General features: G+C 40.1%; 21 protein-coding genes. 13 read left to right on the top strand and 8 right to left on the bottom strand.

Translation table 11 applies throughout. The annotated features are described in order from the left end of the window. Window positions 1-51 precede the first annotated feature (51 nt). The 5 genes from H5203_RS07385 to H5203_RS07405 all read left to right on the top strand — a co-directional run bounded on the left by H5203_RS07385 (window position 52) and on the right by H5203_RS07405 (window position 4,982). Window positions 52-495, top strand: coding sequence for a DUF4426 domain-containing protein (locus H5203_RS07385; protein ID WP_145234922.1), 444 nt, complete (start codon window positions 52-54; stop codon window positions 493-495). A 3-nt stretch (window positions 496-498) separates the two neighbouring features. Next, a complete protein-coding gene (locus H5203_RS07390; protein WP_182819537.1) occupies window positions 499-1,098 on the top strand; it encodes an XTP/dITP diphosphatase in 600 nt (199 codons plus the stop codon). After that, entirely contained in the window at window positions 1,095-2,231 is a 1,137-nt protein-coding gene (hemW, locus tag H5203_RS07395; RefSeq protein ID WP_182731341.1) for a radical SAM family heme chaperone HemW, read from the top strand. Before H5203_RS07390 ends, hemW begins: the two co-directional genes overlap by 4 nt. A gap of 81 nt (window positions 2,232-2,312) precedes the next feature. Further along, window positions 2,313-4,145, top strand: coding sequence for a DUF885 family protein (locus H5203_RS07400; RefSeq protein ID WP_145234916.1), 1,833 nt, complete (start codon window positions 2,313-2,315; stop codon window positions 4,143-4,145). Between the two features lie 138 nt (window positions 4,146-4,283). Then, window positions 4,284-4,982 carry a hypothetical protein gene (locus H5203_RS07405; RefSeq protein ID WP_182734559.1) on the top strand — a complete coding sequence of 233 codons (699 nt, stop codon included), beginning with the start codon at window positions 4,284-4,286 and terminating at the stop codon, window positions 4,980-4,982. Between the two features lie 2 nt (window positions 4,983-4,984). On the opposite strand, the gene H5203_RS07410 is transcribed toward H5203_RS07405, so the two are convergent. Beyond that, complete coding sequence (locus H5203_RS07410; protein ID WP_182819538.1) at window positions 4,985-5,701, bottom strand: SIMPL domain-containing protein; 717 nt, start codon at window positions 5,699-5,701, stop codon at window positions 4,985-4,987. 170 nt (window positions 5,702-5,871) lie between these two features. Between H5203_RS07410 and H5203_RS07415 the strand changes: the two genes are divergently transcribed. From H5203_RS07415 to H5203_RS07435, 5 genes are all read left to right on the top strand, one after another. Continuing rightward, complete coding sequence (locus tag H5203_RS07415; protein WP_182731337.1) at window positions 5,872-8,526, top strand: bifunctional acetate--CoA ligase family protein/GNAT family N-acetyltransferase; 2,655 nt, start codon at window positions 5,872-5,874, stop codon at window positions 8,524-8,526. A gap of 10 nt (window positions 8,527-8,536) precedes the next feature. Then, window positions 8,537-9,469, top strand: coding sequence for a uroporphyrinogen decarboxylase family protein (locus H5203_RS07420; protein WP_182819539.1), 933 nt, complete (start codon window positions 8,537-8,539; stop codon window positions 9,467-9,469). Window positions 9,470-9,499: 30 nt separating this feature from the next. Beyond that, window positions 9,500-10,540 (top strand): M48 family metallopeptidase, encoded by a 1,041-nt coding sequence (locus H5203_RS07425; protein WP_145234906.1) that lies wholly within the window; start codon window positions 9,500-9,502, stop codon window positions 10,538-10,540. Then, entirely contained in the window at window positions 10,537-11,031 is a 495-nt protein-coding gene (locus H5203_RS07430; RefSeq protein WP_182734555.1) for an adenylyltransferase/cytidyltransferase family protein, read from the top strand. The genes H5203_RS07425 and H5203_RS07430 overlap by 4 nt, the downstream gene beginning before the upstream one ends. Before the next feature lie 155 nt (window positions 11,032-11,186). Next, window positions 11,187-12,146 carry an ion transporter gene (locus tag H5203_RS07435; RefSeq protein WP_145234904.1) on the top strand — a complete coding sequence of 320 codons (960 nt, stop codon included), beginning with the start codon at window positions 11,187-11,189 and terminating at the stop codon, window positions 12,144-12,146. A 451-nt stretch (window positions 12,147-12,597) separates the two neighbouring features. On the opposite strand, the gene H5203_RS07440 is transcribed toward H5203_RS07435, so the two are convergent. Genes H5203_RS07440 through H5203_RS07450 form a run of 3 tightly spaced genes read right to left on the bottom strand, consistent with a single transcriptional unit; the run spans window position 12,598 to window position 17,752 of the window. After that, window positions 12,598-17,106, bottom strand: coding sequence for an EAL domain-containing protein (locus tag H5203_RS07440; protein ID WP_182819540.1), 4,509 nt, complete (start codon window positions 17,104-17,106; stop codon window positions 12,598-12,600). Between the two features lie 38 nt (window positions 17,107-17,144). Then, a complete protein-coding gene (locus tag H5203_RS07445; RefSeq protein ID WP_182819541.1) occupies window positions 17,145-17,549 on the bottom strand; it encodes a GNAT family N-acetyltransferase in 405 nt (134 codons plus the stop codon). Further along, window positions 17,549-17,752 (bottom strand): DUF3283 family protein, encoded by a 204-nt coding sequence (locus tag H5203_RS07450; RefSeq protein WP_064667173.1) that lies wholly within the window; start codon window positions 17,750-17,752, stop codon window positions 17,549-17,551. The genes H5203_RS07445 and H5203_RS07450 overlap by 1 nt, the downstream gene beginning before the upstream one ends. A 214-nt stretch (window positions 17,753-17,966) precedes the next feature. Here H5203_RS07450 and H5203_RS07455 point away from each other — a divergent pair, with 214 nt between their 5' ends. Next, window positions 17,967-18,584, top strand: coding sequence for a transporter substrate-binding domain-containing protein (locus H5203_RS07455; RefSeq protein WP_145234901.1), 618 nt, complete (start codon window positions 17,967-17,969; stop codon window positions 18,582-18,584). On the opposite strand, the gene H5203_RS07460 is transcribed toward H5203_RS07455, so the two are convergent. The 4 genes from H5203_RS07460 to zntR form a co-directional block, all read right to left on the bottom strand. Then, entirely contained in the window at window positions 18,581-18,826 is a 246-nt protein-coding gene (locus H5203_RS07460) for a DUF1289 domain-containing protein (protein WP_145234900.1), read from the bottom strand. The genes H5203_RS07455 and H5203_RS07460 overlap by 4 nt on opposite strands. Window positions 18,827-18,927: 101 nt before the next feature. Continuing rightward, window positions 18,928-20,061, bottom strand: a complete 1,134-nt coding sequence (locus H5203_RS07465) for a 1-acyl-sn-glycerol-3-phosphate acyltransferase (protein WP_145234899.1) — start codon at window positions 20,059-20,061, stop codon at window positions 18,928-18,930. A gap of 158 nt (window positions 20,062-20,219) precedes the next feature. Next, window positions 20,220-21,542, bottom strand: a complete 1,323-nt coding sequence (locus H5203_RS07470) for an SO_0444 family Cu/Zn efflux transporter (RefSeq protein WP_182759610.1) — start codon at window positions 21,540-21,542, stop codon at window positions 20,220-20,222. After that, the gene (gene zntR, locus H5203_RS07475) at window positions 21,526-21,939 is read right to left on the bottom strand and encodes a Zn(2+)-responsive transcriptional regulator (RefSeq protein ID WP_182819542.1); all 414 of its coding nucleotides are present in this window, start codon (window positions 21,937-21,939) and stop codon (window positions 21,526-21,528) included. Before zntR ends, H5203_RS07470 begins: the two co-directional genes overlap by 17 nt. 100 nt (window positions 21,940-22,039) lie before the next feature. On the opposite strand from zntR, the gene H5203_RS07480 reads away from it, so the two are divergent. Both H5203_RS07480 and H5203_RS07485 read left to right on the top strand, forming a co-directional pair. Further along, entirely contained in the window at window positions 22,040-22,984 is a 945-nt protein-coding gene (locus tag H5203_RS07480; RefSeq protein ID WP_182731331.1) for a D-2-hydroxyacid dehydrogenase, read from the top strand. A gap of 164 nt (window positions 22,985-23,148) precedes the next feature. Further along, window positions 23,149-23,529, top strand: coding sequence for a DUF3192 domain-containing protein (locus H5203_RS07485; RefSeq protein ID WP_182819543.1), 381 nt, complete (start codon window positions 23,149-23,151; stop codon window positions 23,527-23,529). Window positions 23,530-23,549: the final 20 nt, after the last annotated feature.

The raw sequence follows: 23,549 nt of genomic DNA on the forward strand, positions 1-23,549 counted from the left end.
CCTTATCATTAACACAGAGGCCTACTAGGCCTCTTTTTTTAAGAGTCATTTATGAAAAAGCTCGCAAGTATTTTATTTTTTGCACTGGCAGGCATTACCTTTAGTGCTCACAGTGAACAAATGCAAGGCGCACAATACAAAGAACTCGGTCCATGGCAAGTACATTACATTGCATTTCCGTCAACCTTTATTCAACCACAAATAGCTAAAACCTATGGCCTAGAACGTAGTGGTTATAAGGGCATTGTAAATATTTCAATCCTTAAAAAAGATACCGATGCCACAGCGCAAACCGCAATTCTTAAAGGCACTGCTAAAAACCTACTTGGTAATAAGCAAACCTTAGATTTCAAAGAAGTCATCGAAGGCGATGCAATTTATTACCTCGCGCAAGTTGATTTTACTAACGAAGAAATTCTGCGCTTTGAAATTGAAATACAACAAGGTAATCAATTTCAAAAGCTGCAGTTCCAGCAAAAATTTTACGTAGATTAATTCATGAAAAAAACTTTAGTGTTAGCCACTGGCAATCCGGGTAAGGCCAACGAATTGGCGCAAATGCTAAACCCGCTTGAAATAAACGTTGTGCCACAAAGCGATTTTAATGTGCCAGAAGTAGCAGAAACAGGCACCACCTTTGTTGAAAACGCTATTATCAAAGCTCGCCATGCTGCAAAAATAACTGGGCTACCAGCTATTGCTGACGACTCAGGATTGGAGGTTGATGGCCTTAACGGCGCCCCTGGCGTTTACTCAGCTCGCTATGCCGGTGAAGGCGCTAGCGATCAAGATAATATTGATAAATTATTAAGCGAACTTGCTGACAACCCAAACCGCAGTGCGCGCTTTTGGTGTGTGCTGGTATTAATGCGTCATGCTGATGACCCTACCCCACTGATTTGCAGTGCGAGCTGGGAAGGTCAAATTACCTTAGCCCAAAACGGCCAAGGTGGTTTTGGTTACGACCCTATTTTTTATGTGCCAGAACTTGAATGCACCAGTGCGCAACTGACTAAACAGCAAAAAAATGCAGTTAGCCATCGTGGTCAGGCGTTACAACGTTTATTGTCTGAGCTTAAGCTCAAAGGCGGCCTGTGAATTTACCACCATTAAGTTTATATGTGCACGTCCCTTGGTGTGTGCAAAAGTGCCCGTATTGTGATTTTAATAGTCACGGTCAAAAAGGTGAGCTCCCTGAAAAGGAATATGTGCAGCATTTAATTGATGATTTAAAAACCGATCTGCACTTAGTGCAAGGACGTAAAATTCATTCAATCTTTATCGGTGGTGGCACGCCTAGCTTATTAACCGGTGAGGCCTACGTTAATTTATTAACGGCGGTGGATTCATTAATTGGCCTAAGTGAAAACTGCGAGATCACCTTAGAAGCCAACCCCGGTACGGTTGAAACAGGCCGCTTTAAAGACTATGTGGCAGCTGGCATTAATCGTATTTCGATTGGTGTGCAAAGCATGCAAGACGACAAGCTCAAAGCGTTGGGGCGTATTCACGGTGCCGATGAAGCCATATATGCCGCTGAGCAAGCTCATGAAGCAGGTTTAAATAGCTTTAATCTTGATTTAATGCATGGCTTACCGGGGCAATCTGTTGCTGATGCGCTGAGCGACTTGAAAAAAGTCATCGCCCTTAATCCGCCACATATTTCGTGGTATCAGTTAACGATTGAGGCCAATACCCAATTTGCATCTAAACCGCCAACGTTACCGGCCGATGACACCTTATGGGATATTCAAGAGCAAGGCCAAGCCTTACTTACTGAGGCAGGTTATCAGCAATATGAAATTTCCGGCTATGCAAAACCTGGCTACCAATGTCAACACAACCTAAATTATTGGCGCTTTGGCGATTATTTAGGCATTGGTTGTGGTGCCCATGGTAAGGTAACCGATGCTAAAACAGGCATCATTACCCGCACTGAGAAAGTAAAACATCCTCGCGGTTATATGGATTTAGCTAAGCCCTATTTATTTAAACAGTGGCCAGTTGAACAGCACGACTTACCGTTTGAATTCTTTATGAATCGCTTACGGTTATTTGAAGCCTGCCCAATTAGTGACTTTACAGCCTTAACTCAGTTACCGCTGCAAAGCCAAGCTGATGCGCTGCAACAAGCCATTGCCAAGGGTTTGCTTAAGCAAACGGATAGTCACTGGCAGGTAAGCCAAAAAGGTCATCGTTTTTTAAATGACCTGCTAGAATTGTTTGTGTAATAACGACCCAAACTTTACTAACAAATACACACTAATAATAATTAATAACCTTCAATGGTTTCTAACAACAAAAGGGAAAACATGCGTAAACTAACCTTTATCGCCGCCGCAGTGAGTATTGCACTGCTAGGTGGTTGCCAGCAAACACCAGAGCAACAAAGCACGCCAACTGTACAAGCACAACCTGTACAAAGCGAAATAGACAAAGCGAATGCGTTCTTCGAAGATACTTTTAACCGTGATGTGATGAGCAGCCCTGTTTATCAAACATACATGGGTATCAAACAAGACTACGACAAATGGGATGACGGTAGCGAAGCGCGCGTACTGAAAGATCATCAACAAACAAAAGATGATTTAGTGGCATTAAACGCTATTAACCGCGAACTCCTAGATGACACCACAAAAGTTAGTTATGACCTTAAAAAGCAAGACCTTGAAAACAGCATTGCTGATTTTAAATGGCGCTATCATAACTACCCAGTGAACCAAATGTTTGGTACTCACTCGATGATCCCGGCCTTTTTAATCAACCAACACCAGATTTCTGATGTTACCGATGCCAAAGCCTATATCTCGCGTTTAAATGGCGTAACCACGGTTATTGATCAACTGATCACCGATTTAGAAGTACGTGCTGATAAAGGCATTATCGCTCCTAAATTTGTATTCCCACATGTGATTGATTCAAGCAAAAATATCATTCACGGTGCGCCATTTGAACAAGGTGATGATTCCACCTTACTTGCCGACTTTAAACGTAAAGTTGCGAAGCTTGAAATTGCTCAAGCTGATAAAGACGCGTTAATCAGCGATGCTGAGAAAGCCCTTAAAGCGGCTGTAAAACCTTCTTACTCTAAGTTAATTAATTATTTAGCACAGCTTGAAAAACGTGCTGATGATCGTGATGGTGCTTGGAAATTTCCTGATGGCGAAGCGTTTTACAACAACGCATTAGCGCGCACTACTACTACTGATTTAACGGCTAAAGAAATCCACACCATCGGTTTAGCTGAAGTATCTCGTATTCATGAAGAAATGCGCCAAATCAAAGAAAAAGTTGGCTTTAAAGGCGATTTAAAAGCCTTTATGCAGTTTATGAAAACCGATAAGCAATTTTACTTACCTAATACTGAAGCAGGTAAGCAGCAATACCTTGACGAAGCCACGGCACTTATTAACACCATGAAATCACGCTTAGATGAGCTATTCATTGTTAAGCCTAAAGCCGACATGATTGTTAAGCGTGTTGAAGCATTCCGTGAAAAAGCGGCTGGTAAAGCATTCTACCAACAGCCTGCACCAGATGGTTCACGCCCGGGTGTTTACTACGCTAACCTTTACGACATGGAAGCAATGCCAACGTATCAAATGGAAGCGCTGGCTTATCACGAGGGTATTCCAGGTCACCACATGCAAATTGCAATTTCGCAAGAGCTTGAAGGCGTGCCTAAGTTCCGTAAATTCGGTGGCTACACAGCCTATATCGAAGGTTGGGGCTTGTACTCAGAGTTATTACCAAAAGAAATGGGCATGTATGCAGACCCTTATTCTGACTTTGGCCGTCTATCGATGGAACTATGGCGTGCATGTCGCTTAGTGGTTGATACTGGTATCCACGAAATGAAGTGGACTCGCCAACAGGGTATTGATTACTACGTAAATAACACGCCAAACGCGACGTCTGACGGCGTTAAAATGGTTGAACGTCACATTGTAATGCCTTCGCAAGCAACTGCTTACAAAGTAGGTATGCTGAAGATTTTAGAACTTCGTGAAGCTGCCAAGGTTAAACTAGGCGATAAGTTTGATATTCGCCAATTCCACGATGTAGTACTTAAAAATGGCGCAGTGCCACTAAACGTACTTGAAAACTTTGTTGATGAATGGGTTGCAAGCAAACTAGCAGCTTAAGCATCCTTACTTTATAACATATACAAAGGCCGTATCTACGGCCTTTTTTATTGCCTGAAAGATAGATAAACACTTGACCAACAAGTGCTTTACGCTAGGATAAAGCAATTGATATACACGTAACGTATAGGATTAACAATGGATACATGTATCAGTCAACTAAATCAACAGATGCAGCAGCATCAGTTGCAAGCCATTGTTGATAGCTTTGCCAGTTTATCTGCAATACAACAAGCCATGCAGTTACAGCACTTATATAGCAGTGCGCAACGCATGAGTGTAAAATATACTTATCTGCAAAATATCGCCACACGCATATTAACTCAACACTCTCTACCAACAGCCATCATCAGTCAGCTAAATAATACCGAACAATTAAGTTTTTTTACCCCTGGTCTCAAGTTCAATCATGGTTTTACACAACAAAACCAACAGCAGCAAAATGTATTGCACCGCTTATTTAGCGAGTGTAGTGAGGCTAATTTACCGTTTAATTATGTACGTTCACTGATGCTATTTGAAAGTAACGAAAACTTGCTGCAAGCATTAGCGCAAGTTAATGATATCGGGCTGACCCCAGTTGCTAGTTACATTGCAAACAACCCAGCTCAACACAGCTTACCAAAGCATGAATTTTCGGCCTTGCTGGCATTAATGGAAGTTGAGTTTAAACAAAATCAGGGCAATATAAACACTACCGCATTCTTAAAAGCCTTACTCACGTTATCTCAAACAAGCCCAGAAAAGCCACTCAGTGACTATAAAATACTGCTCAGTGGCGCTTACTTACGCTGTAAAACAGAACAAGTTGAGCGCTACCTTGTACAACATAAATAAAATTAATCAGATAAATAATATTCAACGCTGGTTACAACTCGCACTTTTTTTATCTGCGGAGTGTTTGAATCTCGGTCGATTATACTAAACTGCCCTTGTCTTGCGGTGCGAATTTTACCTAGTTTTGACTGTGAGTCCTTGGCAAATTTTAATGCCACTTCGCGAGCTTTTTCGGTTGCTTCTTGCACCATTGCTGGTTTTATATCGTTTAGCCCAGAGAACAAATATTCAATGCGGGTTTCATAGTTATCTTGCACAATCGCAATACCTTGTTTGGCTAGCTGGCCCACCTTAGTTAAGGCGTTTTGCACTTTATCAGGCTGCTGCGAATACACGGTAATATTTGCGCGGGCAATATAGCGAAACTGTTGATTATCAGCGCCATATTCGCGCGCTTGTTTATCAACAATTGATTGCCTACCTTGGCTGATCTCTTGTTCATCAAAGCCATGCAGTTTTAAAAAAGCGATCACTGCGGCATTTTTCTGCTCAACTCGTTCAACTAACTTTTCGAGGTTATTGTCCGCATCACTAAATTGTACCGGCCAGATCACTGTATTAGCAGTTACTTCACGCTCTGCTAATCCTTTAACCTCAACCGTGCGTTCCATATTTTTTACATCAAGCGCTGCTGATTTTAAAATCCATCCGCAGCCAAGTATAGCGACACTCAATACAGCTGCGCCAAGCAACTGGTAATATCCATTTGGCTTATTCATTTAGGTTCCTTTGATAATTATCAATGTTAAGTTGGTTTGATGCTCGAAAAATCAACTTAAACAGGTTACATTGAGCATATACCCAAACCACCTCAAGATGCGAGCGTCGTTAGCAAAAAGATTCTATTGCATCGTCGTGCTAAAAAACAAATAACCCGCAAGGAAAGACCATGAGTGTAAAACGCATTAGTCAGTTTTTCAATCCGACTTCGGTTGCCGTGATTGGTGCATCGAATAACGTTTCCCGAGCAGGATTTGTAGTAATGCGCAACTTATTACAAGGCGGATTTAACGGCCCTATCATGCCAGTAAGCCCGACTAATAGCGCCGTACATGGCGTGTTGGCCTACCCGTCTATTGCGGCGCTACCGAAAATACCGGACCTTGCAGTTATTTGTACGAACAAACACACTCTACTTAATATCATTGCAGAGCTGGGAGAGTTTGGCTGTAAAAATGCGATTGTGATCGCAGCCGGACTCAATCATGAACAAAAAACAGCACTGCAAGAAGCCGCTAAACATGCCAAAGTATCGTTACTTGGCCCTAATTGTTTGGGTTTATTGATCCCCCATATTGGCCTCAATGCGAGTTTTTCTCACACTATCGCAAGCCCTGGTAAATTAGCGTTTATTTCACAGTCAGCTGCTGTGTGCTCCACTATTTTAGATTGGGCAAAACATAAAGAAATTGGCTTTTCATACTTTGTCTCTGTGGGAGATTGTTTAGATATCGACTTTGCTGAACTACTCGACTTTTTAGGTCGCGATGCAAAAACGAAGGCTATTTTGCTGTACATCGATAACATTGAGAATATCCGCAGCTTTATTTCAGCTGCTCGTGCCGCTGCGTTTAGTAAACCGGTGATCGCCATTAAAACAGGTAAAACAGCGGCTGGAGCACTTGCTGCCGAAATTCACACTGGCGGCAAGCAAAGTTCAGATGCGGTGTATGACGCCCTCTTCCAACGCGCAGGTATGTTACGGGTAAATGATTTAACTGAACTGTTTGCTGCTACACAAACACTGGCCATGCATCCTAAATTATTAAAGGTGGAACAACTCACCATTTTAACCAATGGCGGCGGCCCCGGCGTAATGGCCGTTGATAGCTTATTACAAAGTTCTGGTAAGCTGACACAATTAAGTGAAGAAACCCGTGCGGCGCTCAATAAAGTGATCCCACAATCGGATATGACCTCTAATCCGGTGGACATTTTTGGTGACTCAGTTCCGGCACGCTACCAACAAGCACTGGAAATTTTATTGCATGCTAAGGAAGTAAAAAATCTACTCATCATTCACACGCCATCGGCCCTTGCGCCAAGTGAAGACTATGCATTAATTATCGCTGAAACGTTGAATAAACTACCGAAAATGGCGCGTCCTTATGTGATCACAAATTTTATGGGCGAAGATGCCGCCTATGCCGCCCGTCGTGTATGTAGCAACTACGGCATTCCTACTTATCGCACCCCTGAGGGCGCAGTACGTGCCTTTATGCACTTAGTAAGTTATCGCCGTAATCAAAAACATTTAACCCAAACTCCAGAGTCAAACACAGATGACGCTAAAATCAATAAACACGCAGCAAAAGCGCTCGTGAATGAGTTTTTAGCAGAGCAGCAAAGCTATCTATCCACCCATCAAGCCAGCCAAATACTCGCTCACTATGGCGTTGAATGTATTCAAACCGAGGTCGCATACACGCCGACAGAAGCAAAAGAGCAAGCCATAGAGCTAGGCTTTCCTGTGGCACTGAAACTGATCAGCCCTAGCATTCCATCTAAATCAGAAGTCGGTGGTGTAGTACTTAATCTCAATGACGCACAAGAAGTTGAGCAAACCGCTTTTGCAATGTTATTAAGAATAAGAAACACCTACCCTGATGCGATTATTGAAGGTTTTTCGCTACAAAAAATGGCTCCCAGAGCGGGGGCCAATGAACTACGCATTGCCGTAAAAACTGAGTCTAATTTTGGTCCTGTAATACTTCTAGGAGAAGCCGGCACAGGTCTAGAGTTTGCTCAAGCAGCGGTTGCTTTACCACCTTTGAATATGAACTTAGCAAAATATTTAATTGCTGCGGCGCATGATAAAGGCGTGCTTAAAGATCGCATTTTGCCTGAGAAAGTTGATAAGTATCGCCTGTGTGCATTGCTTACGCGAATTTCACAACTGGTAATTGATCAACCCGATATAACTTCGCTTGAGTTAAATCCTATTTTAGCCAGTAATGGCCAGTTTTTGGTGCTTGATGCCACCATGACCCTGAGTCACTACCAAGTACAATCACATCGTAAACGCTTATCTATTCGCCCTTACCCAATTGAGCTGGTTAAACAAGTGACGCTTAAAAATAATACCCTTGCGACACTCAGACCAATAAAGCCAGAAGATGAACAGGCGCACCAAGAGTTTGATCAATCTCTCAGCAAAGAAGATCGCTACAAGCGCTTTTTTGGTGAGCTGCCGCAATTTAACCACGATCAACTCGCTAAAATGACGCAAATTGACTACGATCGTGAAATGGCGTTTATTATCACTCAAGACAACGCCACGCTTGGCGTCTCTCGGGTGTTAATGGACCCAGATAAAGTGCATGCCGAATTTGCTATAGTAGTACGCTCAAACTGCCAAGGCCTTGGCTTAGGTGGCTTATTAATGCGCGCCGCTATTGAGTATTGTCAAAGCCAAGGCGTACAATTTATTGAGGGTATCACCCTGCCGGAAAATACCGGAATGATTGAATTAGCCCGAAAACTAGGCTTTAAGATCAGCCGCGACTTTGAAGAAGGCAGTATAAACATGGTACTGAAGTTATAAGGGACTATAGTTGAAAGTAACGAGCTGGAAACACTGGCCTAATATCGACTTAGATGCTGACTTACTAGCAAAGTCAGTTATTAGATACCAAGATATTCATGATCATTGCTTTATAAAACTGAGCTGTAATAGTAATAGTGTATGTAGCGCATTTGGCATTAAACGGCACTTCAAACATAACCCATTAGGAACAGTTGAAAAAAACAGCTACCCCCATAGTTTATCAGCTTTGTTAGATGATAAAAAAAGCCCTAAAGAATTAAACGATTGTCCGCAACTACTCATAAATATTGAAGCACATAAACGTGTTAGCGAGCACTTTAGCAATGAGAATAAACTGTGTTTTGCAACGGTTTACTCTCCGCTTTATCATTTAAATTCAATGCTTGCGGGTACATTAACTGCAGCCGAGTTAGAGCGCGCACCTTACAAAAAGATGTTATCTTTATTAAGTGATATAACAGCACAATATATTGAAGCTTTACTATTAATTAAAAATGTTAGAATTTACTACTGCAGCTTTCATGCTTGTGGTGCATTTTGCAGTTATCAGCAATTTAAAACACTTGTAGCGCCTTATGATGAACAATGCATAGCGCAGTTAACACATCAAAACCACCTTCTTCACTATCATTGCAGTTCTTCCATTTATTTTGATTACCTAGATAGTAACAGGTTCTCTTTACTATCAATTGATGACTGCCACGATGTGGTATCTATAAAAGCTTTGCTCACTAGCTTCCCTGATATTACATTTGTAGGGCTATTGGATAAATTATTATTACCGCGCCCACTTAAAACGGAAGAAATTGAACAATTTTTATTATACTTCCGCCGCAACTTAGACCTTAATAGAGTCATTATTGCCCCAAGCTGCACTCTACCTGTAAGCATTAAAAACAATACATTATTAAGAACATGTTCTATTGTGAAAGAACTGTGATTTTTATTTATATCTACGGAAAATAATCAATTGAGCATAATACATACAGAGTTAATAAAAGGCATTGAGTTATACCAAAAAAACCAATACCAATTAGCGCAGGCAAAATTTAAATATGTACTGAGCAAAGACCACTCATCTTTGATTGCACATCGTTATTTGACCGAAATAGCACTGATAGAGGGCACAGCAAAAAATCACATAGCGCCATTAATAGCTTGCATGGCAGCACACCCAGCTTCAAGTGAGCTTAGTTATACCTTAGGTATGTGCTACCAACAAGCACGTGAGCTTCCCTTAGCGGTTGCACAATATCGCCATGCATTAGAGATGTTTTTAGACACTCCACCCATCCATAGCTACAAACAACAACCAAAAGTTGAATTCGATACCAAAATACATGAGGCCTTGCTATGGAAAACCCTTGCCCTTTTACGCCAAGAAAACATTAAATCCTTTGCCACAGCAGGTAGCTTATTGGGCATCATACGCGAAGGTGCAATTCTCCCTTTTGATAAAGATATTGATATTGGAGTTGATTGGGGGCAAATGGAGCAGGCTATTACACTTTTAAAAAGCCAAGGCTGGCATGAACATATGCGCTCTTATGACTTAATTAACCCACGATGCTTTGCTCACCCAGATGGAGTGACCTTGGACATTTGTGGCTTTGGTGTTGATACCGCCAACCAACAAACTATTTGTGGGCTTTGGATGAGTGATATTCCCTTTGAGTGGAATAGAATTACACAATATCCAACCTTAAATTTAGTAGAAAAAACAACTCCCTTTGGCAACGTATGGCATCTAGCACAACCTGAACTGATATTAAGTGCGCTTTATGGAGATTGGCAAACACCCGACCCTCTTTTTGATACTATTTTATGCGCAAAAAATATTCGCTCATTCTCGTTATTAACACAGTGCTTTGTGTATTCAAGGCTTTATAAGTTATGCTTAATGAGTGAATGGGGGAAATTAAAACACATATTAAACCAACTTACTTTTTTTGATAATAACGACGAATTAATAAAAAAATTAACCGATAAAGCCGAAAGTATGCCTACATGACTCTAAACTCACAAATACATAGCTTAAATTCAGATAATAAAAGCAGTCATAATACGCGCTGTTTGGCTCTTGGTGTATTTGACTTATTTCATATTGGTCATTTAAATTATTTAAAATTTGCTAAAGCACAAGGAAGCGAACTGTTTGTTGCGGTTGCGTCAGATGACTTATGCTTTGAAAATAAAAATACGTTTCCGATCATTAATCAGCATGAAAGAATGGCGATTATAAGCGCACTGGCGATCGTGGATCACGTTGCCTTAGTGCCAAGTCCAATAGTAAAGACTCAGAGCACTTGTAAATGGATACAAGCATGGGGAGTAAATAAGGTGGTTGTTGGCGGGCAATGGCAAAATAGTGAGCGCTGGAATGAAGCCGCTGATGCATTACAAGCGTACGATATTGATGTCATGTTTGCACCACAAACACCTAATATTTCGAGCTCGGGTATTAAGAAAAAAATAATCACATCTTATTCCGATAGTTTGTAATGCACGTTTTAATTCTACATTACAAGTTTTTACCGCTTATATGCACACTCAATACGACAATGTACAATCTGACATAACCATATTTATAGCCTTTGAATAGTCGCTATAAGCTAAACTCTAAACCAGTATTATTTTTAAAAGAACACGGATTTAATTTGAATAATTTACGTAAACGCACAGCGCTATTTTTTGAAGGTAATGGGGAGTACCGTAAGACTGGTCATTACATCGATATATTTCTAATATCGCTGATAATGATTAATGTGATTGCAATTGTGCTTGAATCCGTGGTCAGTTTGGCTCAGCAATATAAGTATGAATTTTTAATACTTGAGCTTGTCTCGGTTAGTATTTTTGCCATCGAGTATTTACTTCGCCTTTGGTCATGCGTAGAACGTGCCGAGTACAAAAGTCTAGACTGTGGTAATTTTCAACGCCGTTTAAAATATTTACTCTCTCCTTTAGCCTTAATTGATCTCATGGCAATCCTGCCCACGCTCTTAATGATGTTTATCACTTTTGATTTACGTTTTTTAAGAGTGCTCAGACTCCTACGTGTTTTTAAGCTCACTCGTTACTCACGAGCAATGCAGCTACTTTTACAATCATTTCGTGATGAAAGCAGTTCGCTTTTGGCCGCATTCTTTATAATGGCAGTGGTGCTAATTTTAGCTTCCTGCGGAATTTATTTAATTGAACACGATATACAACCGGATAAATTTGGCTCCATTCCTGCGGCAATGTGGTGGGCAATGGCAACGCTGACCACTGTAGGTTATGGTGACGTTGTGCCAGTAACACCGCTAGGGCGTTTTTTTGGCGGCGTGATCACGTTACTGAGTATGGGAATGGTAGCAATACCCACCGGCTTATTAGCTTCGAGTTTCTCTGAACAGCTACGTAAGCGTAGGATCATGTTTAGTGATGCGGTGCATGAATGTCTGCATGATGGCGAGCTAGATGGCAAACTAGATGATGCGCAACTGGAGCATCTAGAGAATTTGCGCTGTAAGCTTGGTTTAAGTAAGCAAGAAGCAAACAAAGCAATTAAGTCTCAACTTAGTGCACGCACTAAAAACCTTTATTGTCGTCACTGCGGTGAACGCCAAGACTAGATATAGCTTCTAGTTAAAATTTCAACTGTTTAGGGCATCAACACCGCGATTGGTTTAATTGTAGTGTTGAGTCTCAAAAACGTTATGACTCAGCAAATAAAACCCAAGCTATAAAAAAGAAGAAAGCAAAGAAGACCATACCTTTTATATAGCCAGTATTTCGAACTTTAAGCCAAAATTCTCTTTGAGTTTTTTGCTCCGTATGACTGAGCAAATAATCACAATGCGGGCACCTGTTTCCTAAGTACATAATCAAATTACAATTAGGACATCTCGCTGATGGCTTAAATTCGGACATATCCATAATAGTAGGCTTCTCAGGCTTCATAACTTCCTTGATTCATAATAGTTATTTTTTTGCTAAAACAAGTTAAGCTTAAAAATTCAAAAAAGTAACCATTTATAAACTCGGCACTGATATTTTCACCATTTAATAAAACTCTAGCTAGCATTAGTCTTCATTCAACAACGACTGCCAGTCTTTATTTAATAATGCGCTTACATCATCACCTGGGATTGGTTTACTGAATAAATAGCCCTGAAATAAATTACAGCCTAAGTTGCGCAAAAAGGTAAGCTGCTGCTTAGTTTCAACGCCTTCTGCGACGCATTCTTTACCTAAGCTTTTCGCCAATGCAAGCGTTGACTGAATAATCGCTTCATCGTCACTATCTATACCAATATCAGTTACAAAACTGCGATCAATTTTCAGTACATCGATCGGAAAGCGCTTTAAATAAGTGAGTGAAGCATAACCTGTACCAAAGTCATCCATATATAAGCGACAACCTAGTTGCTTCAACTTTGACATGCTATTTAACGCTTGCGGTGAATCATGCATCAGCACTGATTCTGTAATTTCAAACACCACAGAGCTGGCTGATACATCAGCATTAATTAGCGCACTGCGAATTTCATCAACTAAATTTTTATACTCAAAATCCAGTGCAGACAGGTTAATAGACACATACAAGTCAGGCTTTTGTAACTGCCACTGTTTAAGTTCAATCAACGCTCTAGCTAAGGTTTGCAACATAATTTTTGTGATCAAACCGATACTCTCAGCAGCAAGCGCAAACTCTTGCGTTTCATAGCTGTTATTTTCTGGCCAACGCAGCAATACTTCCAGCCCTTCGGCCTGATGAGTTTTAGCATTAACAATCACTTGGTAATGATTACAAAACGCATGATTTTGGTAGGCTTGAGTTAATTGTGATTCTAAATGCAGAGAGCGTTGTACATGCTGATTCATTTCTTGTTTATAAAATTGATAACAACCTTCCAAGCTCTTTTTCGAATGATACAGTGCAATATCAGCCGCTTTAATTAAACTTTTAGCACTGAGTGCATCATCAGGCGAAATCGCCACGCCAATACTTAAACTGACACTAATCGCTTGGTTGTTAATAATGATGTTGTCATTTAAGCTAGCCATCAACTTAACGCACAGTAAAACAACCTCTTCGATTTGTTGAATGCCCTCGACTAACAACATAAATTCATCACCGCTAAAACGGGCTACACTATCTTTGGCCTGTACACGCGATTTGATCCGCAGTGCCACCGCCTTTATTATCTCATCGGCAGCTTCATGCCCTAGCGAGTCATTAAAATACTTAAAACGTTTGATATTAATATTGAGTAACGCTACTTTTGAATTTTGGCCTTTTGCCTGTTCAAGTGCGTGTTCAACTCGGTCATTAAATAAAGTACGATTTGGTAACCCCGTTAAACTGTCGTAATTTGCTAATAAAAACAATTCATTTTCAGCTAACTTTTGCGCATTAATATCAGTGAGGATGACCACATAGCTTTCTAAGCGTTGTTCAGTATCTGCCACAGCACTGACTTTAATTAATACATGGCGAGATTCACCATTAGCTAAGTAAACGGTATCTTCTGCAGAAAAATGTTCACCAGCTTGCAATTCCTTCATTACACGTAAATAGTTAACCCTTACAACACGACTTAACCCTAAGTGTAATGAGCAGCTAGAACGATAATCAACAGGAAAGTTAAATGCGCTCTGCAGTGCTTTGTTGGTAGCTAAAATACGTAAACTTTTATCCAGAATAAAGACCCAATCGCGGGTTTGCTCAAATGCTGCGCCAAATAAACGGGCATGTTCTTCAAACACTAATTCACGAGTCATATTAGTATAAGTGCCGGCCACTTTCTCGGGTGTACTTCCTTGCCAAGCAACCACTTTGCCAAAGTCTTTATACCAGCGCCAATAGCCTAATTTATGGCGTAAACGATAGGTGCAGTTAAAATAGCCTTTCTCGGTGGATAAAAATTCTAACCATTCGATACGAAAATGTTGTTTATCTTTAGGATGTATTTTTGCTAAATAATCATCCAAATTAACCGATTCAACATCATAACCCAGCTCATTTTTAAGTCGTGGTTGATAAATGATTGGACTTGAAGATTGCCAATCCCAAACCCCTGAACGACTGCCCTCTAATGCTAACTTTAAGCGCGCTTCACTTTCTTGGCTTTCTCTATGGGCTGCTAATAATAATTGCTGAATTCGATTACGACGCATAATCCAAGACGCAACTAATCCAAAAAACACCAGTGCGTAAAGCACTATAAACTGAGGCGCGCGCCATAGCGGGTATTTTACCACAATGTCCAATACTGCCGGTTGTGTGTAGTCGCCAGTAAGCGGATCTTTAGCCCAAATTTTTAGTTGGTATTTGCCGGGGTTAAGTTTTGGAAATAGCACTCGGTTATTATTACGGGTATAAGACTTTTGCCCATCAGAGAGTTGATACTCATAAATAATACGTTCTTGGTAGTTAAATGCCATTGCCGAAAAAGCCACTTCAAGACCTATATCGTCGTGCTCTAAGGTGATTGTTTTTATTGGTTGCTTAAGATCCGTAGATAATTCACGAGACATCAAATCAATGCTGGTTATATTTACATGATCAATTAAACCATGCCTAGGTTGATTATCATTTGGGTAAAAATAGCTAAATCCCTTTAACGTACCATAGACTATTTGGCCGGTTTTTAAACGCGTAAATGCACCACTATTAAACTCGGTAGAGACCAGTCCTTCTGATGTCGTAAATTGCTGAAAATGTTTGTTTTCTGGATTTAATCGCCAGATCCCTTTATGACTACTCATCCAGATCATTCCAGCATCATCTAACACCATATCGTACAATAAGGTGCCGAGCTTATTTTTATCTAAATCTATGGTATACAACAGCTTGTAATTCGATGCATCAAGACCAATTAAGCCAAAATTCGATAACGTGATCCACAGCACATTATTATTATCAACAATATAAGACATTACATTAACGGCTACATTTTCGTGTTGCTGTGGCACGGTATAGATTTTTGTTAAAGCAAATGAGTTTGGATCAACCTGATAAAGCACCCCTGCATTATAAAATAACGGGGAGTCAGGTTTGGTAGATAAAGGCGGTAAGAAACCATAAGCTAAAAACGGTTCAAACTTTTCAAATTCACCACCTAAAGGAGTGATCTTTTGGCTGTCGATATTATAAACAAACATGCCATGATCAGAATGAACATAAAATAATTCACCATTTGGCATCAATACTGAGCCATGTATCCACCCTGTGATCAGGTGTTGCTGGCTTGGGTCGGCTGTTGTTGCAGGAAAAATTTCATAGCTATGCGGATCAAAACTAAAAATCCCGCGATTAGTACGCAGCCACAATTTATCTTTATAAGGAGAAATAGCGTAGATATTAAATTCAGTGGTAAACAAATCAGCTTGATAATCTTTTAAAAACACTTGCCCTTGATTAGTTTTTAAATCAACCGCAGTTAAACCATTATGAGTTGCTAGCCAGAGTTTATCTTCATACTCGGTTATGCCCCAAATAGAAGGGTGCGATAAACCATCACCGGAGAGCATGCTGGCATTAACATTTTCAAAATGATAATTATCATAAGGTAAATAAAATGCCCCATCACTTTTAGTAGCTGTCCACATAGCGCCGTTACTATCTTTGACAATATCGATAACACTTGGATCTGCCAGTGAGTATTTACTTTCTTTTACTCTATTATTTTTAGTCAGCTCACCGCTATTCAAATCGAGACTAAATAAACCTTTATCGGTGCCTAAATCAAGCACCCCATGGTCATTTATTATTTTCCAAATATTAAGATCGTTCAATATGGTTTTATTTTTAAAAGGCACATCTGGGCGCTCAAACATACTCGGTAAATCACTAATATCAACTTGATATAAACCACGTACGGCCCCCACTAACAGTTGCTCATTTTCGCCTATTGCAAACGACTTTATATAATTTTGATACACATGGTCTGGCTCGGTGCTTAAATGCTCTAATTTTCGGTATTGCCCAGTTGCTATATGATAGACATATGCGCCAGTACTGGCGGCAATGAAGATATAACCTTTGTAATGTAATAAATCGCGGATCACGGTATTACGAGTGCGCTCTGGTAATTCAAAAATAGTCTCAATTTGGCCCGTCGCTAAATCAAGGCGAGCAAAGTCCCAACCACGGCCAATCCATAATGACTTATTATCGGTGGCAACCATACTAAATACAGACTGACTTAAGACTTGTTCTTCACTGGTGGGTTTTGATAAAAATTGTTGATAACTATCGGTACTTGGATCATAGCGAAACAGCCCTGCAACTAACGATGCAATCCAAATATAACCATCCGGGTCTTGATATATAAGGTCAATAATTGCTTCATCTAATTCCCCGTTTGGCCCTGCAATATGTACTACCTGATAGCCATCGTAACGATTTAAGCCTCCTTCAGTCGCCAACCAAAGATAGCCGCTTTTATCTATCAACATGGTATTGACATAGCTTTGTGATAAACCTTCACTTGGCGATAAGCGTTTTACCTGCGCCATAGTAGCTTGGCTAGCAACAACAAAGGCGGCTAACAAAAAGAACACACTAGCCTTAAACCATTGACCCATCTAAATTTCCACGTGGTTGTTTTAACAAATTATTTTTACTAGCACTGCATAGCTACGATATTTCGTTGCTTATAGACAGTAAAGAGTGTATCTAAAGGTGGTGGCAATGTTAACACAAAGTTAAAGCCAATTGATTGATAAAAATCAGCTAAATAGTTATAAGCAAATGTATAAACGAGTGAATTTTGATTAGACAAGGTATGAATTAGTAGTTTTTTTGCAATTCCTTGACCGCGCCAAGCAGGTGCAACCAGCAAGGTAGACAAAAACAAATAATCACTGCGATTTTGAATTCTGCATGCCGCGACAATAACTAAGTCATTATAAACAACCCACACTTGATCTTGTCTGGTTACCCGACCTCGGGCTTTATATTGATCGTAAAACTTATTCACTAAAGGGGTTTTAATTGGCTCTAGGCATTCAAAACGCAATGCCGTCATTAACTTTGCATCGTCGCTAAATATTGTTCAAATTGCTGCTTCAAAAACATCTGCTCTGCCACTGGCCGACTATGAATTGTATTGTATATTTGCTCACGAGTACTCTTACCACGCTTTATTTGATAAGCCCAAAACGATGCCTCGTAATCCAATTGAATTTGATATTTTTGTTCACGAGGTAGTAAGCATAAGTTAAACGACATAAATTACCAGTTATTACTAATCATATTAATGCCCAGAGTATAACAAACATTTGCCTAAAAGAGTCACGGCTAAACTTGCGCTTTTTAGCTTTTAAACGTAGATTGGTGGCGTTTTTAGTCCTAATATGGAAACGCTGTGATTAAGTGCTTTTTTTATCTCATATTGCTCTGTTATTCACTAACGCCACTGAGCACTATAGCGAACACGCAACATATGCTGTTTAATCGCCCAGCCGATACCCCACAGGCTCGCTATGTGATTGAGCTGATGACCCTTGCATATAAGGAACTTGGCTATGATGTACATATTATTGACTTTAATCACCAAAGCGCTTTATCTGCAGCGAACAATGGCACGCTTGATGGCCAATTAGGGCGAGTGGCCAGTATCAGTCAACAATATCAAAACTTGCATCCGGTTAACTTTGCGCTATTTGAGTTTAACCTTGTGCTATTAAAAAACTGCCAACAATGTACATTTGAGCAGCTAGACAATATCGCCATTCAAGTTGGTTATCCTGCAGCGCAGAGTTACCTTAACGAACACCCTTTTATTGGTGACATTATTAAGGTGAAAAGCGTCACTGCTCAACTTAATTTACTCACTCAAGGTAAAGTACAAGGTGTGATTTTACTCGACTTTTTATTGTCTACTAAACACCCTCAGTTTAATGTTAAGCAATTTCAAACTGAAATACTGGCACCAATAAAAAGCTATCACTTTTTGCATTCACGCCATAGCGCATTAATTCCTAAGCTTGAAAAGGAACTGCATAAACTCAATGAAAATGGCACAGTTCGTTTACTCAGGGCTAAACATAATCTTGATTAAAAACCAAAATCCCCCTGCTCCGATGGTGCTGACTTAGCGATAAGTGCTTGGCGCTTTTGCAAGTAACGTTTATAACGCTGTTGACACAAACTAATGACTTGCTTTTTTTCTACGTTTGAAAATGAATTCCAACCAAAGCGTTCCTCCCGACTTCGGTAGCAGCCTTTGCAATAGCCTCGGTTATTTACCTCGCAAATGCCTTTGCAAGGACTTGGAATCTCAAAAATTTCAATTTGTTGCATAACAAACATCGGCCAATAAACACAACTTTAGTATAGCCCGTTTTTTAAACGAAAAAAAACCGTAACTTAATTACGGTTTTTTTGAAGATGTTTTACATTAGTTATTGGCCGCTTTCGCTACTATTAAACTCAACCTTACGATGAAATGGCTTAGCGTACATAGCTAACACCAGAGGTTTTAATTCATCTGGAACACGCGCCATACGCATCTCAAATGCCTGAGCATCGGCTTTATTAATCACCGCCTGTTTACAGCCACCAGCGATATAATTTCCTGGGTGTAAAAAGAACGAATCAATAATTTGCTCATCGATGGTTTTTGCCAGCTGCTCTGGTGATTCACACCCGTCTTCAATTGGTTGCCCAAATGCTAAATGAACATGCCCTTTGGCGGTACTAAAACCTTCAACAATACTGGCAATATCTTCACCCGCTGACTTTACATATTTACCATGATGCTGCTTATGATAAAGCTCTCTGGCTTTGGCTGTTGCACAAGGTTCATATTGATATGAAATTGATACTGGTACAATTTTTAGCTCACGTACATACTCAGCAAACTCTTTCTTTTGCTTACGACCATTAAGCTGCAACATTTTAAGTAGCGCAGGATCTGTTTGATCAAAGCCATCTTTAGCGCGGCCTTCTTTTTGTGCAATCCAAATTGAATCACCACCAGCAAGCGAATCGTAAATATAAGCTGAAAGCTGCGATAGTGCTCTAAGCATTTCTTTTGGCGCTTTAACTGAGCGCTTAACAATAAAGCTTTTATTTAAACGCATCAGTTCGGTGATATAAGGGATTTGCAGTAAGTTATCACCGATGGCGATACGGACTGTCTTCATTTTGTGACTGAATAAGCCCCAATTAATTAAAGCAGGATCAAGTACGATATCGCGATGATTTGAGATAAACAAATACGCTTGCTTTGGATCGAGTTGATCCAAACCAGAAAAGGTCACCTCAGTTGTGGTGCGTTTTACCAGCTGTGCTAAATACTTAGCAACGATTTGTTGAACTTGCTCAACACTGTTGATAGCGCCCCACTTTTTACGTAACTGATACTTTACCAATGTTCTAGATAAAAAGGGTACAGCTGATAAAAAACGCGGTAAGTTATATTTTGCAACTACATCAATAAACGCATTATCATCAATCAAGCGTGCAACCGAAGCGGCTACTTCATCATCATTGTAAGGTCTTATATCTGCGTACTTGTCCACTGGTTCACTCATTACTGCATCTTTAAAGTTAAAAAAACGGTGCGCTCGTGCGCACCGTTTATATTCTATAGGCGATTATAACTCAGACAACCTAAAATGCGAACTAAGTCATTAATTTGGTCCATTGTTTATATTTTATAACAGCTAAAAATCTTTTTAATAACATTCAATTATGCAATGCTCTTACCAGTGCTGCGGTATTTACTAAACGCTCCTTTAAGAACTAAACGCGCCATTAACAGTGCTAAAATAGTACCACAGAGAAGGGTTAACCAATGTGGTAGCACTTGATGTTCATCACCTAATAATGGTGTAACAACAAAGCCAAATTCAGCCACTAAATAATCGGTTAAAAAACCAAATATCAAAGCGACACCTATTACACCAACTAAATAAGCAACCACTGCACGCTTACCAAGCTCATTGGCAACCACGCCAAGCGTCGCGACATTAGTGGCAGGACCTGCCAACATAAAGACTAAAACAGCGCCAGGTGCTACGCCACTTAATAACAAACCAGCTGCAATCGGCGTTGATGCGGTCGCACAAATATACATGGGAATACTAATCACGATCACCACCAGCATAGCCAAAATACCACTGCCCCATTGGGTTAAAAATGATTCTGGTACATAAGTTTGCACTAAGGCTGCAAAGAACAAACCAATCATTAACCACTTCATAGTGTCTGATAGCAATTTGTTACAGCTAAAACTCACTGCCTGTTTCATCTTTTGCCATTGGCTGGCTGGTGCTGCACTTGATGTATCGCAACAACTTGCCTTCTCTTCAACCGCTGCTGGTTTCGTTGAACAGCAACTAACCTTCTCTTCGACCACTGCTGATTTCGTTGAGCAACAACTTATCTTCTCTTCAACCGCTGCTGGTTTAGTTGAACAACAACTAACCTTCTCTTCGACCGCTGCTGATTTCGTTGAGCAACAACTTATCTTCTCTTCGACCACTGCTGATTTCGTTGAACAACAACTTATCTTCTCTTCGACCGTAGCTAGTTTAGTTGAGCTGCAACTTATTGTCGTTGCTCGCTTTTGCTCATTATTAACTTCACTGATGTGATCTGTAGTTTGCGTTTTTTCAGCATCACGCCCCACTAAGACACCAGCGACAATAGCACTGCAAATCGCCGCTATTGGACGAATTATTGCCATAAAAGGACCTAGTAACACATACGATACCGACACCGAATCAACCCCTGTTTCTGGCGTCGATACTAAAAACGCAGTGGTAGCACTTTTTGAAGCGCCTGCACGTCTTAAACCAATTGCAGCAGGTATTACACCGCACGAACATAATGGCATTGGTGCGCCAATTAAAGCAGCTTTAACAGTCGTCCAAAAACCTTCTTTTCCCAAGTGTTTATTTAAGAAATCAGCCGGTAAGTACACATTTAATAACCCAGCTATTAATAAACCGAGCATTAACCAAGGTGCAGATAATAAAAATAACTGCCAAAAATTATTGATTAAGTCCATCAATGTCCTCCAAAGTGGTTAATATCGAACAGTTATCTGCGGGCTCTTTGCCTCCGCAGCACTTATCAGCTAACACGGATAATGATTGATGAAAACGTGTTAATTCAGCAATACGCTCTGCGACTAAGTCACGCTTTTGTATTGTTAAGTTTTTAACTTCATGGCAAGAATGCTGATGTTTTTTAAATTTAATTTGTAATAGTTCTTTGATCTCAGCCAAGCTAAAGCCAACATTTTTAGCGCGCAAAATAAACATCATTTGCTTAAGATCGGTTTGGCTATAATCTCGATAACCAGCTTGCGTTCGCGCTGAAGGCGTTAACACAGCATGCTTTTCATAGTACCTTAGGGTATCTGTAGAGACACCTAATTGACTGGCAAATTCGCCTATTTTCATCACCGTCTCCAATTAACATATTATCAACTGATGCTGAGTATAAACCTTAGAGTACACACCAAGGTCAAGCATTTATAAATTTTTATTATAAGGAAAGCTCATGAATATTACTCTTCTCGATACTGCTACGCTTGCAGGCACATCCCTTGAACCTTTTCAAAAACTTGGCAACTTCACTAGTTATTCACTAACCAGTCCAGCACAAGTATTAGCGCATAGTGCAGGCGCTGATGTCTTGATCACCAATAAAGTGGTACTTAATCGCGAAACACTGGCAAAACTCCCTGAATTAAAGCTCATATGTGTAGCCGCAACTGGCACTAACAATGTTGATTTAGTCGCCGCTAAAGAGTTTGGCATTGCCGTTACCAATGTGGCCGGGTATTCAACACCTTCGGTTGTACAACATACCTTTGCACTGATCACAAATTTACTGGGTAATACTCACCGCTACATTGCTGATTGCCAACAAGGGTTATGGCAACAAAGCGAGATGTTCTGCCGCCTTGATTACCGTTTTAATGATATAGGAGGTAAAACTCTGGCAATTATCGGTTATGGTTCGCTTGGTAAAGCTGTTGCGGATGTTGCACGTGCTTTTGGTGCCAATGTAATTATCAGTGAGCGTAAAAACCAAGTAACTAGAGAGGGCCGAACAGAATTTTACCAAGCAATAAAAACAGCTGATATTATTAGTGTACACTGCCCTTTAACCGATGAAAGTCGTGATCTGATTGGTGCTGCTGAACTTGCTATGATGAAACCCAATGCCATTTTAATTAACACCGCGCGCGGTGGTATCGTTAATGAAGCTGATTTAGCCAACGCACTGAGCAATAACCAAATTGCAGGAGCGGGATTTGACGTATTAAGTAAAGAACCAGCTGCGAAGGATAATCCATTGGCCGCTTATCGTGGTGATAATTTAATACTGACTCCACATATTGCATGGGCCAGTGAAGAGTCAATCATTCGCTTAGTAAAGCAAGTCAGCTTAAATATTAGCGCATTTAGCCAAGGTGAAAGTTTAAATAGACTGGTCTAATCAACTAACTTTTAGTTAGTCACGCTATAAAAGGTGGTTAAATATAATTCACCACCTTACAAAAAAAATCTAATTCATTGATTTTAAATAACATAAAATATTGGCTAGTTCTTTGCTAGCTAATAGATAAATTAAAATCAATATTTAGTATCCAGGATAAAATAATGAAAAAAGTACTTTTAATTGCCGCGCTTGCAGCCCCTCTTCTTACTGGTTGTGTAATTGCAGTATCCGATGGTGAAGCAGAAACGCATTGGGCTGGTAATAGTTCAAGCTGGGAAGAACATCATCAATTTAATCGTGAAAGCATCTCGGGGCTCACTTTAGATACCAGCTATCAAAATGTATTAAATAAATTAAAAACTCCCGACTTTACAGAATTATTAAAAAAAGACGGTGATGTATACCAAGTACTATTTTATGCCACCCATAGTATTCACTCTGACGGAAAAATGACAAAAGATGAATGTACTCCACTGGTCTTTAAAAACGAAAAACTGATTGGTGTGGGTGATAGTATTTATAATTCACTTAGCGCCATTTAGACACAAAACTAAAGCAGTAA

This window comes from Pseudoalteromonas sp. SG41-1, assembly GCF_014164575.1.
Classification (GTDB): Bacteria; Pseudomonadota; Gammaproteobacteria; order Enterobacterales; family Alteromonadaceae; genus Pseudoalteromonas; species Pseudoalteromonas rhizosphaerae.